Origin of the sequence: Synergistes jonesii (assembly GCF_000712295.1) — a bacterium.
Classification (GTDB): domain Bacteria; phylum Synergistota; class Synergistia; order Synergistales; family Synergistaceae; genus Synergistes; species Synergistes jonesii.
This window is the reverse complement of sequence record NZ_JMKI01000021.1, coordinates 36399-52157: the sequence shown is the minus strand read 5'-3', so window position 1 is coordinate 52157 and position 15759 is coordinate 36399. Positions and strand designations below refer to the sequence as shown.

Sequence of the window (15759 nt, the reverse complement as noted above, 5' to 3'; positions counted from 1 at the left end):
TTCATAAATTCAATATATTGTTGCAGTGTTATGAAGGAAATCCTTCAGCAAATATATAAACGCATTTGTCAATTTTGTCAAGTGCATTTTAGCCGACTATTCACTGTATACACCTGCAACGCCATTTTTTCAGAAGATTGATATATGGGAATTTTAAACATGGCATAATAATGGAAATATGTGTAAAATTACAAAATGATTCCTTGTGGCAGGTGAATTAATTGAGTTGGCAGAAAATTAACGAAAATCTGGACAATCTACCCTCGGCGCAGAAAAATGTGGCCTCCTATATGTTGATGAACAAAGAGAAATCTATCTTCATGACTGCGGCGGAGCTTGGGCATAACTCCGGCTCCAGCGAAGCCTCAGCGATCCGTCTGGCGACCACGCTCGGATACGCGAATTTTCCCGATTTCATTAAATCGCTGCAGCTGGAAGCCCAGGAGCAGTTGACAACGATGGAACGACTGCAGCATCATAAGCTGATACCTTACAAAGGCGGCTATGTCGCCAACATAATCGCCCGCGACCTTGAACTTACAAAAAACGCTTTGTCCGTCGACAACGGCAATGATGTGGCAATCAAAAGGATGGCTGCGGAGATATGCGAAGCGGACGCCGTCTATTTGATCGGACTAAGAAGCGCGCGCTGTCTTGTGTTTTATATGGAATATTATCTTTCGTGGTTTTTCCCTAAGATTTTCATTCCCTCGTACGATAATTTCGGCAATTATATTACAGCGGCCCCTAAGAGCAGTTTGATTATCGGTATAAGCTTTCCGCGTTATACAAGACAGACTGTGGAATGCCTTGCCTTTGCTAAAAGCAGCGGCTTCAAAACAGCTGCGATCACAGATTCTATGCGTAGTCCGCTGCTGAAAGAAGCTGACATTTATGTTACCGCGCCGTGTTCACACATAGCGCATATAGATTCTTTATTGATCCCAATCGGGCTGATAAACGCTCTTCTTATAGAGGTAGCTGAACATCTCGGCCCCAAAACGCTCCACCGTTTGGAAGAGCTGGAGGATATCTGGAAAGAAATGGATACCTATTACTGACGAACCGGCCGGGCAAAAGCAGGCGGCGCCGTGTCCGCGGCTCTGCCTGCGATTATGATTTACTTTATTGCTCTTATTGATTCTCTTCCATGCGCTTATATTTTGCGTATTTTGCTTTGGCCTCTTCGCTGCCCCGTTTGAAATACTTCCTCGCGTTTTCCGGGAAGGTGCGTTTGAGCGCCGAATAGCGGACCTCCCCTTCCAAGAATTCCTCATAGTCCATCGTAGGCGCCTTTGAGTCGACGGTTAGGGGCTTTTCCTTGCGCGGGTCGTAGCGGTAGAGCAGCCAGTAGCCGGCGGCGACCGCGCGCTTCATCTCCTCCTGCGCGCAGCCCATGCCGCGCTTTATGCCGTGCGAGAGGCAGGGCGCGTAGGCTATGACGACTGAGGGGCCGTCGTATTCCTCGGCTTCGCGCAGCGCCGTTACGAGCTGGTTCATATCGGCGCCCATCGCGACCTGCGCCACGTAGATGTTGCCGTAGGTCATGAGCATCGCGCCGAGATCTTTTTTGCCGACCTTTTTGCCGCTGATGCAGAACTGCGCGACCGCGCCGATAGGCGTCGATTTAGACGACTGCCCGCCGGTGTTGGAATATACCTCCGTGTCGACGATCAGCGCGTTGACGTTTTCGCCCATCGCCAGCACGTGGTCGAGCCCGCCGAAGCCGATGTCGTAGGCCCAGCCGTCGCCGCCGTACATCCAGAAGGTCTTTTTGGAGAGCTGGTCGCGGTTCGCGAGCATCTCGCGGACCTTTTCATCCTGTGGCGCGGCTGCGAGCGCGGCGGTCAGCTCCTTCGCCGCGGCCGCCGAAGCGGAGAAGTCGTCGAAGGCGGCGAGCCATTCTTCGAGCGCCCCTTTGAGCCGCGCTGGGATTTCTGATTTTAGAAGTTCCAGCGCGCGCAGCTTCTGCGCTTCGCGCTGTTGTTTAACCGAAAGGAACATCCCGAGGCTGAACTCGGCGTTGTTTTCAAAGAGCGAATTGGACCAGGCCGGCCCCCTGCCCTCTTTGTTTTTGGCGTAGGGGATGCCGGGCATCGCGCCCCCCCATGCCTGCGAGCAGCCCGTCGCGTTGGCCCAGTAGACGCGGTCGCCGAAGAGCTGCGTCATCAGCTTGGCGTAGGGCGTTTCGCCGCAGCCGGCGCAGGCCGCGGAGAATTCGAGCAGCGGCGTTTTGAACTGGCTCCCCTTGACGCTCCACTGATCTACGCCCTCCTTGTCGCGCAGCGCGAGCGCGTACTCCCACTGCTCCGGCAGAGATTTTGATTCTTCTATGGGGATCATCGTTATGGCCTTTTCCTTCGCCGGGCAGACGGCGACGCAGCTCCCGCAGCCGGTGCAGTCGTCGCGGCTTATCTGCATTGAGAAGTAAAGGCCCTTCATACCGATCGCCGACATCGTCAGAAAGCCCTCCGGCGCGTTTTTCTTTTCCTCTCCGGTCAGCAGGAAGGGGCGTATAACCGCGTGCGGGCAGACGTAGGAGCAGCGGTTGCACTGTATGCAGCGCGAAGGGTCCCACTGCGGCACGTTTACCGCTATCGCGCGCTTTTCGAACGCCGTCAGCCCGAGCTCGACCGTGCCGTCCTCGTAGCCCTTGAAGGCGCTGACCGGAAGGGAATCTCCCTGCTGCCTGTTGATCGGGGCGAGCAGCTTTTCGACGATCGCCGGCGCGCCGCCGCGGATTTTTTTCTTCGGCTCGTCCTTCGCGTCGAGCCAGCTCTGCGGTATCTCGACCTTTACGAGCATCGCGCCGCCGTCCTCGATCGCCGCGATGTTGTTGTCCACGACCTCGTCACCCTTCGCGAAAAATGTCTTGCGCACCGCGTCGGCCATATATTTTTTCGCATCTTCGAGCGGGATTATCTTTGTTAGGTGGAAGAAGGCCGACTGCAGCGGGATGTTGACGTGGCTTCCCAGCTTGTGCTTTTCGGCTATCTTCGTCGCGTTTATCACGTAGAGGTTGGCTTTCTTCCGCGCCAGCTTGCGGCGGATGTCGGCGGGAATCTTTTCCTCGAGCTCGCCGGCCTCCCACGGGCAGTTGAGGAGGATGGTGCCCCCCTCCTTAAGCTCGCCGACTATGTCGTAGTTTTCGACGTAGGTGTGGTTGTGCGCCGCGATGAAATCGGCGCGCTTCACGAGGTAGGAGGAGCGGATGGGCTCGTCGGAGAAGCGCAGATGCGAGATGGTGACGCCGAAGGATTTTTTCGCGTCGTATTCGAAGTATGCCTGCCCGTATTTGTCCGTGTGTCCCGCGATTATGTCTACGGTGTTTTTGTTCGCGCCGACGGTGCCGTCTCCGCCGAGCCCCCAGAATTTGAAGCACATCTGCCTTTCGCCGTCGGGATAGACGGCTTCGCCGAGCGGCAGCGAAAGGTGAGTGACGTCGTCGTTGATGCCTATCGTGAAGTTGTTTTTCGGTTCGCTGAGCGCGAGGTTGTCGAATACGGCGATGAGCTGGGTCGTGTCGGTGTCCTTCGACGAAAGGCCGTAGCGCCCGCCGACGATCGTTTTGTCACGCAGGCCGAGCTCGACAGCCGCGGTGCACACGTCCTGATAGAGCGGCCCGCCGTTCGAGCCCATTTCCTTCGTGCGGTCGAGCACGGCGATTCTTTTCACGTTCGCCGGCAGCGCGGCGGCCAGATGCTTCAGCGAGAATGGGCGGAAGAGGTGTACCTGTATGTAGCCGGTCTTTCTGCCGCGGGCGTTGAGCCAGTCTACGGCCTCCATCGCCGCGCCGCTGACGGAGCCCATCGCGACGACGACCTCTTCGGCGTCCGGCGCGCCGTAGTAGTTGAAGAGATGATATTCGCGCCCTGTAGCTTCGCTTATCCTGTCCATATAGTCTTCCACTATCTCCGGCAGCGCGTCGTAGAAGCCGTTGTTAGCCTCGCGCACCTGGAAGTAGATGTCGGGGTTCTGCACCGTGCTGCGCATCGTCGGATGCTCGGGGTTCAGCGACGCGGCGCGGAAGTCCGCGAGCGCCTTTCTGTCGAGCAGCTTGTCGAGAAGTTCGTAGGGAAGCTCTTCTATTTTGTCTATCTCGTGCGACGTGCGGAAGCCGTCGAAGAAATGCATGAAGGGGATGCGCGCCTTTATCGCCGCAAGATGCGCTACTCCCGCCAGGTCCATCACCTCCTGCACGCTCCCCGTCGAGAGCATCGCGAGGCCGCACTGACGGCAGTTCATCACGTCCGAATGGTCGCCGAAGATCGAGAAAGCGTGCGTGCCGACAGTGCGCGCCGCGACGTGCAGCACCGCCGGCTGGCGCTGCCCCGAGAGCCTGTGGAACACCGGAATCATCAGCATGAGCCCCTGCGACGACGTGAAGGAAGCGGCTAAAGCGCCCGTTTCGAGCGCGCCGTGGACCGCCGCCGCGGCGCCGGCCTCCGACTGCATCTCGATGAGCGATACGCTCTGCCCGAAAATATTCTTTTTGCCCTCGGCCGCCCAGGCGTCCGTTTTTTCCGCCATCGGCGACGACGGGGTTATCGGATAGATCGCCGCCACTTCGGTGAGCGCGTAGGCGATGTAGGCCGCGGCTTCGTTGCCGTCCATTATCACGAGTTTTTTATCTTTCATTGAAAGCTTCTCCTTTTCGGATATTTCAAAGAATATTCCGTTTTTTTATCTGTCTTTGTCGAATCACACGCGCAGCGCGGCGGGATTTTCGCCTTCGCCGGCTAAGCGGTCTTTATCGAAGCCGCCTCCTGCAGGCCGAGCTTCTTTACCGCCTCTTCGCGCATCTTGTATTTCAGGATCTTTCCCGCCGCGTTCATCGGAAATTCTTCGACGAAGTCGAAGTAACGAGGGCATTTGTGGCGCGCCATATTCGAGAGGCAGTATTTTTTCAACTCATCCTCCGTCGCGCTTTCGCCCTCCTTCAGAACTACGCAGGCCATTATCTCCTCGCCCAACCCCTCGTCGGGGACGCCTATCACCTGCACGTCCTTCACCTTGGGATGGGTGTAGAGGAATTCTTCGAGCTCCTTCGGATAAATGTTTTCTCCGCCGCGTATTATCATATCCTTAAGGCGCCCGGTGATTTTGTAGTTTCCTTCCGCGGTGCGGCAGGCTATGTCGCCGGTGTGCAGCCAGCCGTCGGCGTCTATTGCGGCGGCGGTAGCCTCGGGCATTTTGTAGTAGCCTTTCATTATGTTGTAGCCGCGTGCGACGAATTCCCCGGGCGTCTCGTCCGGCAGCTCTTCGCCGCTTTCCGGGTGGATTATGCGGCACTCGACCTCCGGCAGCGCGTGTCCGACCGTTTCGACGCGCACTTCGAGCGAGTCTCCGGTGTCGCTCATCGTGCAGCCCGGCGAAGCCTCCGTCTGCCCGTAGACTATGACTATTTCCTTCATATTCATTTTTTCGACGACGTCGCGCATCTTCGATATCGGGCAGGGGCTTCCCGCCATGATGCCGGTGCGCATGTACGAGAAGTCCGTCTTCTGGAAGTCTTCGTGCTCCATCATCGCTATGAACATCGTCGGCACGCCGTGGAAGCAGGTTATCCTCTCCTGGTTTATGCAGGCGAGCGAGGCCTTCGTCGAGAAGTAGGGCAGCGGCGAGAGAGTCGCTGCGTGAGTCATCGCGGCGGTCATCGCCAGCACCATGCCGAAGCAGTGGAACATAGGGACCTGTATCATCATTCTGTCGGCCGTCGAAAGGTCCATCCTGTCGCCGATGCATTTGCCATTGTTGACGACGTTGTAGTGTGTCAGCATGACGCCCTTCGGGAAGCCCGTGGTGCCGCTGGTGTACTGCATGTTGCAGACGTCGTGGACATCGACGGCGGCAGCCAGGCGGGCGACCTCCTCCGCCGGCGTCAGATGCGCGCGTGCCACGGCCTCCTCCCACGTCAGGCAGCCCTTCATACTGAAGCCGACGGTTATCACGTTGCGCAGGAAAGGCAGGCGGCGGCAGGCGAGCGGCCTGCCAGGCTCGGTGTATCCGAGTTCGGGGCAGAGCTCCTTTATTATTTCGTCGTACTTTGAATCTCGGTAGCCCTCGATCGTTACGAGCGTATGAGCGTCGGACTGGCGCAGCAGATATTCCGCCTCGTGAATCTTATAGGCGGTGTTCACCGTGACGAGCACGGCGCCGATCTTCGCAGCCGCCCAGAAGGTTATGTACCACTGCGGCAGATTCGTCGCCCATATCGCGATGTGGCTGCCGGCCTTGACGCCGAGCGAAATCAGCGCGCGCGCGAATTCGTCGACGTCGTCGCGAAATTCAGAATAGGTTCGCGTGTAGTTCAGCGTCGTGTATTTGAAGGCGTACTGGTCGGGGAATTCCTCGACGATGCGGTCGAGCAGCTGCCCGAAGGTCTTTTCTATCAGCCTGTCTTTCTGCCAGGGGAAGAGCCCGGTACCGCGCCTGTTCTCGTAGAGCCTGTGCTTCTTGACCATGCGCGCCGGGTTGTCGAAGCGGTTCATCGTGTTTACGAAGTGCAGAGAGATTAGCTCGAGCTCTTCGATCTCCGGCATCCACTCGGGGTTCCATTCCATCGATATGAAGCCGTCGTAGTTTAGGGAGTAGAGCGCGCGCATCATATCGCCGATCGGCAGCGTGCCCTCGCAGACGAGGCGGTATTCCATCTTCCCATCTTCGTTTACCGCCGAGTCTTTCAGGTGTACGTGCTTGATATGCGCGCCGAGGTTCCGGACGGTCTTTTCCGGCGCTTCGCCCGCGTCGCGGAAGGTGTGCTGCACGTCCCACAGCGCCGAGAGGTTGTCGCAGGCGAAGGAGTTCAGCACGCCGCAGAGCTTGTCCGTGTCGGAGTATATTCCTATCGTCTCGATCAGCAGCGTCACTCCTGCTTCACGCGCCTCGGGCAGCATCCTTTCGATCACCGCGAAGACGGCGGCGCGCTCCTCTTCGTCGGAACCGTCCGTTTTCTTCGCGCCGACGCGCACGTAGGGGATACGCAGGCTCTTGGCCGTCTTTATGTAATCGGATATCTCGGCGCAGTTCTCTTCGAACGCCGCCGCGTCCGCTATGTTGTGCCAAGCGTCGATGCAGGGAATCGAAAGCCCCGCTTCGGCGAGCTCGCGATGCACCGCGTTCGCGCGCGCCGCGTCGAAGACGCTGTTTTTCTCAAGGAATTTCGGCGCGCGTATGTTGTGGACTTCTATGCCGGCGAAGCCGCAGTCCTCGGCCACCGTGCGGAAATCCTCCCAGCTCCGGTCGTGCCAGCCGAATGTAGAAAAGGAAAGTTTCATTGTGCGTTGTTCTCCTCGTAGGAAATCTTGTTAAGCGCGTTGAGATACGCCCTGATACTCGAGCCTATGATGTCCGTCGAGATGCCGTTGCCCGAGTAGAGCTTGCCGTTCGAGCGCAGCTTGACGAGCGTCGAGCCCATGGCCTCGCGTCCTTCGGTGACGGCCTGTATCTGGAAGTCGTCGAGCTCGTAGTGGCGCCCCGTTATCTGCTCGATCGCCAGGAAGGCGGCGTCGATAGGACCGTCGCCGGCCGCAAGCCCGAAGCGCTCTTCGCCGTTGTGGCGGCAGCGGATGTTCGCCGTCGCGTTTATGATGTTGCCGCTGTTGATGACGAAGCTTTCGAGCTCGTAGGCGGGCGGCACCTGCAGCGCGCTCGTCGCGATGATCGCCTCCAGTTCCTTGGCGCCGACGGATTTTTTCGCCGCGACGTTCTTGAAGGTGTCGTAGACCTTCACGATATCTTCTTCCGAGAGCTCGTAGCCGAGGTGCAGCGCCGCCTTGTTCACGGCCGCGATGTCGTCGTTCGCGTCGAGCTTGACGTCCGTCGGCCCGCCGATCGACATTCCGGTCTCAAAGGCGCTCGTGCCGCTGCGCTCCGCGCGCGATATCCAGTTCATCTGCGCGATCGAGCGGTGAAGCTCGGTGTATTTGATATTGCTGTAGTAGCCGTGCTCCTCGCCGCGTGCGCGTATTATCGAGGCGACCGTTTCGAGCGACGGCGCGCAGCCCCCGCCGACGGAGACGGCCACCTCGGAAGCGCCGGCCGCCACCGCCGAAACCGCGTCGGCCGCGGCCATCGCGAGGCTGTCGGAGCATTTGACCGAGAGCGTCACGTCGTGAAGCTCCGGCACGTTCTCATAAACGTCGCGGATAAATGAGCCGAATTCGTACGGCATCATCTGACCGGCCGAGTCGCAGATCGTCACGGTCGCGGCTCCCGCTTCGACAGCGCAGCGCAGGGCTTGGTAGAGGAATTCGCCTTCGGCGCGCGTGGCGTCGGCCGCCGCGAATTCGACGTCGGCGCAGAGTTCGCGGCTCTTGCGGACGAGCTCCCCGATCATCTCCATAACGGCGTCGGGCTTTTTGCCGCATATGAATTCCATCTGCACGGTGGAGAGCGGCGCCTCGACGTAAAGGCGCGGGCTGACGGCCTCGGAGATCGCCTCCCACGCGCCCCTCACACCTTCGCCGGCGAGCCCGACGGGAAGCGAAAGCGAGCTCTTTTTAACGGCCGCCGCGATCGTCCGAACGAGCAGAGAATCTATTTTTTCGTTTACAATCGGTGCGAGGCTTATCACGTCGACGTTCAACCTGTCGAGAATCTTCGACATCTCTATTATCTCTTTGAAAGAGAGGGCGCCCCCTCCCTCGCGCGACGCTTCGCGAAGCGTGATATCCGTCAACCTTATTCTCTTCATCGTCCTGCACTCCTTTGTTGCGTTATTAAAAAATCCCTGGGGCATATAGCATGCCCCAGGGACGAATAAACTGAAACTAACCGCGGTACCACCCTGATTGCCGCAAAAAGCGGCCCCTCATTGGCGCCTCTGACGCGGCGCAAGCCGTAACCCCTTAACAGCGGAAGCTTTAGGGGGTTCCGCTCTGGAGCGAGACCGTATCGCCGCCCTTCGGTTCCGGCTCTCACCTGCGCGCCGGCTCTCTGTAAACTTATCTGCGGTGAACGTAACTCCGTCATAGCGTTTCATCTATATTTACATTTCACAGCCGAGATATATAAATCTCAGCTGTATTTTTTAATAATATTACCGATGCGCCGCGTTTGTCAATGTTAAATTTTGACCATCGCTGACTTTTTGTAAAATATCCCGTGTTTTTATTCGGATTCCACGATCTCTTGGTAGAGCGCGGCGTATTCCTTTGCCGGAATGTTCCACGAAGAATCCCGCGACATGGCGTTTTTGATTATCCTCTTCCAGCGCGCAGCGTCCCTCATCGCCTCGGCAGCGCGCCTTATCGCGCCTCTCAGCTCTTCTGCGCTGTAATCGGCGAAGAGGAAGCCGTTGCCCTCCTCCGTCCCGTCAGCGTCGATCACGGTGTCGCAGAGGCCGCCGGTGGCGCGTGCCACCGGTATCGTGCCGTAAGCTAAGGCGATGAGCTGCGAAAGCCCGCACGGCTCGAAGAGGGAAGGCATCAGCAGGAGGTCTCCGGCCGCGTAGGCGAGGTGGGCCTTTTCTTCACTGAAACCTGTAACGGTCCTCACGTTCTCCGCGTGAGCCGCGGCGAATTCGGCGACCCTGCCGCCGTAGTATTCGCTGCCCGAACCGATGATCAGAACATAAACGCTTTCCTTAGGGAGCTCGGACAAAGCGCCGAGCATTATGTCGACGCCCTTCTGTTCGGTGAGACGTCCTACGAATACCAGCAGAGGACGCCCGTCGTCCTCCCATGCGAATCTTTGCATCACCGCGGCGCGGCAGATCTTTTTGCCTTCGAGCTCCGACGCGTCGAAATTCGCCGGAAGCAGCCTGTCCCTCTTCGGGTTCCAGACGTCGCAGTCTATGCCGTTCAGTATGCCGCGAAGCTTGCGCTTGTTTTCGGACATCACGCCGTCGAGGCCGAAGCCTCCCTCCTTCGTCTGGATGTCCCAAGAGTAGCGCGGGCTGACCGTGGTGATCGCCTCGGCGTTGTCTATCGCGCCCTTCATCAGGTTGACGCGCCCGTAAAATTCGAGAGAGCCGACCGACATGGGCACGAAGGATTCCGGCTTGATCCCCCAGCCGTCGAGACATTCCGGCGAGAAGAGCCCCTGGTGCGCCATGTTGTGAATCGTGTAGACGGTGTCGTAATCTCCAGCCATCGAAGAATAGTGGCGGTGATGGCGCAGCGCGCTGGGAATCATCGCGGCCGGCCAGTCGTGAGCGTGCAGTATCAGCGGCTTCCAGTGAGCCGCGGCGGCCAGCTCGAAGGCCGCGTAGGAAAGGAATATCATCGGCTCCGCGCTCTCGGCGTTCGTCTCTTCGGGATATATGTCCGTGTTCGAGAAGAGCCTGTCGTTCTCAAGGATGTAAATCGGGAGTTCGTCTATCGTCGCGCGCCACAGCTTCGCGGAGAGCACGCGCCAGTCGAGCGCGGCGCTGATCGTCGCGAACGGGCGCGAGCGCAGCGCGCCTAAATCTCTTGCCGCGTCGAGCACGCCGGGCCACGCTGGCATCAGAACGCGGGCGTCCACGCCGTTTTTGCGCAGCGCCTTCGGCAGGGCGTAGGCGACGTCGCCCAGGCCGCCCTTTTTCGCGAGAGGCGCGCATTCCGGCGAAACGTGCAGTATCTTCATCACGCTTTTTTCCATTTTAGTGGCCGCGGAACAGAGTCCCGTAAGCTTTCTCGCAGTATTCGCGGACGACGCGGTGCGTGTTGAAGTAACTCGCGTTTATCGCTATCGCCGCCTTCATCATGTTGATCCATTTTCTGCGGTCGTGGTAGTAGGTCGGGATTATTTTCTGTTCGAGCTTGCCGTAGAGGTCGGTCGCATCCTCCGCCTCGTCGTATTCGACGAGCGCGTTCTCCGTCGGCTCGGGGCCTATGGCCCAGCCCGTCATGTCTTCGATACAGCCCTCGATCCACCAGCCGTCGAGCACCGAAAAGTTCATGACCCCGTTGTGCACGCATTTCATTCCGCTCGTGCCGGAGGCCTCGCGTGGACGTATCGGCGTGTTGAGCCATAGATCCACGCCTGAGACGATGAACTTCGCCGGTCCCATGTTGTAGTTTTCTATGAAGACTACCGGCAGCTCCATACCGAGCTCCTCCGATATCCTGTTTATCCTCTGTATTATGTCCTTGCCGGGTTCGTCGTGCGGGTGGGCTTTGCCCGAGAAGATGAACTGGACCTTTCCTTTGGCTATCTCGACGAGGCGCTTTAGGTCGGTGAATATAAGGTCGGCGCGCTTGTAGGTCGCGGCGCGGCGCGCGAAGCCGATAGTCAGGATGTCGGAGTCGAGCTGCAGCCCCGTCTCTTCGAGGACGAAGGCCAGCAGCTTCATCTTCGCAGCCTGGTGCGCGCGCCATATCTCTTCGTCAGGTATGCGTAGCGCCTGCATCAGCCGCGACGGGTCGTTGCGCCAGCCCGGTATATGCGCGTCGTAGAGCTTCGCGAAGCTCGGGCAGGTCCATGTCGTCGAGTGGACTCCGTTCGTGACCCAGTCTATCGATTCGTCGTTGAACATCGCGCGGCTGACGAGCGCGTGCTTGTGAGAGACGCCGTTGACGTAGCGGGAAAGCTTCAGCGCGAGGTCCGTCATCGAAAGGCCGCTGCCCCCGATGTGGGTGCGCAGAATCTGCGAGACGCCGCCGTCGATCACCTGGTTGATTAGGTCGTAAGAGAAGAAATCGTGCCCCGCTACTACCGGCGTGTGAGTCGTGAAGATCACCTGATTTTTCACCTTTTCTATATCGTTGTAGCCCTGCTCGCGCAGCAGCTCGAGGGTCAGGAAGCCCGCGTGCCCCTCGTTGAGGTGGAAGGTCGTGATGTTGCGGTAGCCCATGTCGCGGAGCAGGCGCAGCCCGCCGATGCCTAAGACGAGTTCCTGGCAGAGGCGGCATTTGTTGTCGCCGCCGTAGAGCTCCGCGGTGATCTCTCTGTCTTCCGCGCTGTTTTCCGGCAGGTCGGTGTCGAGGAAGTATATCGGCAGAGAATGGCCGTCGATGCCGGTCAGCGTGAAGCACCAGACGCCGATCTTGACATCTCGGCCGCTCATCGTCACAGATACGCGGTTCGGCAGCTGCGTCAAAAATTCGCGCGGGTTCCAGTTGACGGGGTATTCCCGCTGGCGCCCGTCCTTGTCGATCTTCTGGGCGAAGTAGCCGCGCCTGTATAGCAGCGTTATGCCCACCATCGGCACGCCGAGGTCCGCGGCGCTCTTAAGGATGTCTCCGGCTAAGACTCCGAGGCCGCCGGAGTATGTCGGAATCTCCGGCTTGAGCGCCATTTCCATCGAGAAGTACGCTATGCTTTTGAACGCCGGATCTGTTTCCAGCGTCGTGAGGAGCGAGTTGGCAAGGTTCGTTTTATGATTCATATTTTTTATCCTCTCCCATCCGTCCGTTTTTTGCTCGGGGGCTTTTTCGCCGTTTTTTGCGCCCCGTTTCAGGAGCGGCAGTATGTCGCGCTCCGCGATCGTCCCTGCGTCCGGGCACGCGGAGGTGTTGCCGCGGGTCTCTCTCAGCTCTGCGAGCAGCGGCATCGTGAAGTCTCTGCCGAAAATTTCCTCCGCGATCTGCGCGGCGCGCAGCGCGTAGGCTATGGACTGTTTTGTCTCTACGCCGGAAATGTCGTTGAAGAACCAGGCACAGGAGGTGTACATGAACATCCTCATGCGCTGCATTTCGATGAGCGCGGCCGCCGTGCCGTAGACTTCGTCGGGGGCGCCTTCGATTCGCTCGGCGAAGAACGCGCGCCTTTCCGCCCCCGTCTCCTCGGCGCTGCGCCTTCTGCCGCTTTTGTAAAGTTCTATCGCGTCGTCGCGCAGCCGCCACGGGTCGCAGTACCCGCTCAGCTTCTCCTCGAAAAGCTCGTCGACGCTATTCGCGAGATTGTCGAAAGCCGAGCGCAGCGGAGCTCGCCATTTTTGATTCCAGCCCTTTTCGCCGCCGGTATGGCAGCCGCAGTCGCTGCGCCAGCGCTCGACGCCGTGCGCGCAGGACCAAGAGCTGTTCTCCTTTATCACGCAGCTCGCCGTCGGGCGGTGCGTTTCGAGGAATTCCTCTATCGAGGGCAGCGCCGCCCTTTTGTCGCGCTCCAGAATGTCGAAGCAGCGCGCGAGCGCCATCTCTCCGAACTTGTGGTGATGCCCGTAGCTCTCTCCGTCCGTCGCGGTGATCAGAAGGCGGTCGGGGCCGTCGGAGGCGGCGTTGAGCAAAGCCTCTGCGAAGCGGTCGCCGTTGTCCAACATGCCGCCGAATGCTATGCCCTGCGCGATGCCGGCGTGATAAAAGACGATCGTGAGCGAGCGTCCCGACGGCAGCTCGCAGCGGTAGGGGCGCGTGACGTCGAGCCCCAAGCCGTCGGCGACGTTCCTCGTCCCCTCTTCCGTGGTCACGGCGGCGCACTGCCGCGGCGAGAGAATCGTAAAGGTTATGCCGCAGGAAGCGAGCGCCTCGAGGGTCTCGGCGTTCACCGCGCACTCCGGCAGCCACATGCCTTTAGGCTTCCGCCCGAAGCGGTATGCAAAATCCCCGATGCCCCACAGCACTTGAGTCCGCTTGTCCCGCTCGTTGGCGAGCGGCAGGATCATGTGGTTGTAGGCCTGAGCGATCGCGCGCGCGCCGTTCTGCGTGATCGCCGCGTCGAGGGCCGGCGCGCTGCCCTCTATCCACTTGTGCAGCGTAGGGCCGAAGTCGAAGGAAAGCTTCTCGTAATTATTTTTTTCGGCGATTATGCGGCCGTCCGCGCCGAGTATCCTAGCGCAGCTGTTCGGTATGTAGCATTCGGACGCGACCCTCTCGTTCCAATCGTGAGAGGGTGCGGCGGCATCGTCGCGCGGCACGGCCCCGCTTATCGGGTCTTCGCGCGGCGGCTGGTAGAAATGTCCGTGAATTGCGATATTTATCAAAAAACGATTCTCCCCACAAAAAACAAGAATTGCCACAAGGGCACGCCGTGATATGATTATACTATTAATCGCGCGCTTGCGTCATAACCGATCGTAACGTCGCTGCGATGTTTTTGCGTAGGGCGCGGCGCAGAGGGAGGAAGGACGATGCTTGAAGATCTTTCCGCGACGGTGCTGGACATCTCGGAGAACAGCACGAGGGCCGGAGCCGACAGCGTGGAGATTACGATAAACGAGGACGAGAAAAACGACTGGCTCTCCTTTTCGGTAAAGGACAACGGCAGGGGAATGACGCCGGAGTTCGTAGCTAAGGTGACCGATCCCTTCACGACGACGAGGACGACGCGGCGCGTCGGCATGGGGCTGCCCTTCCTGCGCCAGTCGGCCGAACTCTGCGGCGGCGCCCTCGTAATCGACTCTGCCGTGGGCGTCGGCACGACGGTGACTGCGACCTTTCGCTATTCGAACGTCGACAGACCGCCGCTCGGCGATATGCCGTCGACGATAATGACGCTCGTGATGGGCTCGCCGCGCGTCCACTGGAAGTACCGCCACGTGGTCAACGGTAAAGAGTACCTGCTCGACACAGACGAGATAGTCGAAGCGCTCGACGGCGACAGAGATATGCTCGCGACGCCCGATGTCGGCATGTGGCTGCGCGACAGCCTCTGCGAAGAGCTTGCCGCGCTGAGGGCGCAGCCGTGCTGAGCCGTATTAATAAGATAAAAGCGCGGACGGTTTTCTCGTCGGCCGCGTTTCGCGCGCTTTTAACGGCGGACGGGCGAGCCGCCCGCCTTCGCTGGGGAGTTATTTTTTCATCAATTTTGCGCCGCTCTTCCACGCCTGCCCGACCTTTTCGCCGATCGCGTAGTAGCCGGACTGGAACTGATCGAATATGAAAGCGTTCAGCTTCGACGGGATGACGCGCCCCTTTTCGTCGAGCACGCTTTCTTCCGCGAGTACTCCGACGATCTCACCAAGTATGTGTAGGTCGCCGGGCGTTTCTTCCTTTATGTCAATAACTTTGCATTCGAGCGTCAGAGGAAATTCTTCGACGACCGGCGCGTCGACCTTAGCGCTTTTGACGGCGTGCAGGCCGCTGCGCGCGAATTTGTCCGGCGTGTCGTTGCCCGACGCGATGCCGAAGAAATCGGCCTCCTCAAGATGCGGCACGTCGGCGACGCTTATAGTGAAGGCTTTGCGCTTTTTCAGATTCTCGCAGGTCTTGTGTCCGGCGCCGAGGTTCAGCGAGACCGTCTTCTCGCTGCTGATGCCGCCCCACGCCATAGGCATGTCGTCCACGCTGCCGTCCTCGTTGTAGGTCGCTATCATAAGCATAGGCATAGGAAAGAGATAGGGCTGGATTTTCAAATCTTTTTTCATTTCAAAGACCTCCGTGTCGCTGATTTATTCTCCCATGCGGAAAAAGGGTGATCCCCTATTCCGCTCTTTGCCGCGTCCGTTGACTTTTTCACTGGACGATACTATAACTATATTTAGAATTTACCAAGGCGCAAGTACGCACATTTAAGTTCGATACTATAATATAAGTTTTATACTGACGTTAAGGAGAGTGTAACATGACAGGAGAGTGTATTCTCAATTCGAAGCTTGAAGATACCGGCTTTTCATATACTATGTCGCTGATTCAGGGGAAGTACAAAATGATGGTTTTATACGTTCTGATGCTCTTCAAGGTGGTGCGCTTCAACGAGATGAAAAAATATATCGACGGCATATCGTACAAGACTTTGAGCGCGACGCTGAAGGAGCTGGAAAAGGACGGGCTCGTGCACAGGGAGGAGTACCCACAGATTCCGCCGAAGGTGGAGTACAGCCTCACGCCGCGCGGCGCGTCGCTTATCCCTATTCTCGACAGCATGTGCGAGTGGGGCGAAAAAAACCGTCTGTAA

At 58.6% G+C, this 15759-nt stretch carries 9 protein-coding genes; 3 read left to right on the top strand and 6 right to left on the bottom strand.

Features of this window, described 5'->3' with window-relative positions; all coding sequences use genetic code 11:
* The first annotated feature begins 221 nt into the window (after window positions 1-221).
* The gene (locus tag EH55_RS04875; protein WP_037975319.1) at window positions 222-1061 is read left to right on the top strand and encodes a MurR/RpiR family transcriptional regulator; all 840 of its coding nucleotides are present in this window, start codon (window positions 222-224) and stop codon (window positions 1059-1061) included.
* Between the two features lie 73 nt (window positions 1062-1134).
* Here EH55_RS04875 and nifJ read toward each other — a convergent pair whose 3' ends face one another.
* The 5 genes from nifJ to glgP all read right to left on the bottom strand — a co-directional run bounded on the left by nifJ (window position 1135) and on the right by glgP (window position 13846).
* Complete coding sequence (gene nifJ / locus EH55_RS04870) at window positions 1135-4638, bottom strand: pyruvate:ferredoxin (flavodoxin) oxidoreductase (protein ID WP_037975317.1); 3504 nt, start codon at window positions 4636-4638, stop codon at window positions 1135-1137.
* A gap of 101 nt (window positions 4639-4739) precedes the next feature.
* Window positions 4740-7277, bottom strand: coding sequence for an AMP-binding protein (locus EH55_RS04865; RefSeq protein WP_037975315.1), 2538 nt, complete (start codon window positions 7275-7277; stop codon window positions 4740-4742).
* The gene (locus tag EH55_RS04860) at window positions 7274-8695 is read right to left on the bottom strand and encodes an alpha-isopropylmalate synthase regulatory domain-containing protein (RefSeq protein ID WP_037975313.1); all 1422 of its coding nucleotides are present in this window, start codon (window positions 8693-8695) and stop codon (window positions 7274-7276) included. Before EH55_RS04860 ends, EH55_RS04865 begins: the two co-directional genes overlap by 4 nt.
* Before the next feature lie 416 nt (window positions 8696-9111).
* Entirely contained in the window at window positions 9112-10584 is a 1473-nt protein-coding gene (locus EH55_RS04855) for a glycogen synthase (protein ID WP_037975312.1), read from the bottom strand.
* Between the two features lies 1 nt (window position 10585).
* A complete protein-coding gene (gene glgP / locus EH55_RS14815) occupies window positions 10586-13846 on the bottom strand; it encodes an alpha-glucan family phosphorylase (protein ID WP_081839441.1) in 3261 nt (1086 codons plus the stop codon).
* Window positions 13847-13993: 147 nt separating this feature from the next.
* Here glgP and EH55_RS04845 point away from each other — a divergent pair, with 147 nt between their 5' ends.
* Window positions 13994-14554, top strand: a complete 561-nt coding sequence (locus EH55_RS04845; protein ID WP_037975310.1) for an ATP-binding protein — start codon at window positions 13994-13996, stop codon at window positions 14552-14554.
* Window positions 14555-14653: 99 nt separating this feature from the next.
* On the opposite strand, the gene EH55_RS04840 is transcribed toward EH55_RS04845, so the two are convergent.
* On the bottom strand, window positions 14654-15229 hold the full coding sequence (locus tag EH55_RS04840) for a flavin reductase family protein (RefSeq protein ID WP_037975308.1): 576 nt from the start codon (window positions 15227-15229) through the stop codon (window positions 14654-14656).
* A gap of 197 nt (window positions 15230-15426) precedes the next feature.
* Here EH55_RS04840 and EH55_RS04835 point away from each other — a divergent pair, with 197 nt between their 5' ends.
* A complete protein-coding gene (locus tag EH55_RS04835; protein WP_037975306.1) occupies window positions 15427-15759 on the top strand; it encodes a winged helix-turn-helix transcriptional regulator in 333 nt (110 codons plus the stop codon).

Bases quoted from the DNA above. Each gene is read 5' to 3' on its own strand.
- nifJ (WP_037975317.1), bottom strand. From the start codon at position 4,638: ATGAAAGATAAAAAACTCGTGATAATGGACGGCAACGAAGCCGCGGCC.
- EH55_RS04865 (WP_037975315.1), bottom strand. From the start codon at position 7,277: ATGAAACTTTCCTTTTCTACATTCGGCTGGCACGACCGGAGCTGGGAG.
- EH55_RS04860 (WP_037975313.1), bottom strand. From the start codon at position 8,695: ATGAAGAGAATAAGGTTGACGGATATCACGCTTCGCGAAGCGTCGCGC.
- EH55_RS04855 (WP_037975312.1), bottom strand. From the start codon at position 10,584: ATGGAAAAAAGCGTGATGAAGATACTGCACGTTTCGCCGGAATGCGCG.
- EH55_RS04845 (WP_037975310.1), top strand. From the start codon at position 13,994: ATGCTTGAAGATCTTTCCGCGACGGTGCTGGACATCTCGGAGAACAGC.
- EH55_RS04840 (WP_037975308.1), bottom strand. From the start codon at position 15,229: ATGAAAAAAGATTTGAAAATCCAGCCCTATCTCTTTCCTATGCCTATG.
- EH55_RS04835 (WP_037975306.1), top strand. From the start codon at position 15,427: ATGACAGGAGAGTGTATTCTCAATTCGAAGCTTGAAGATACCGGCTTT.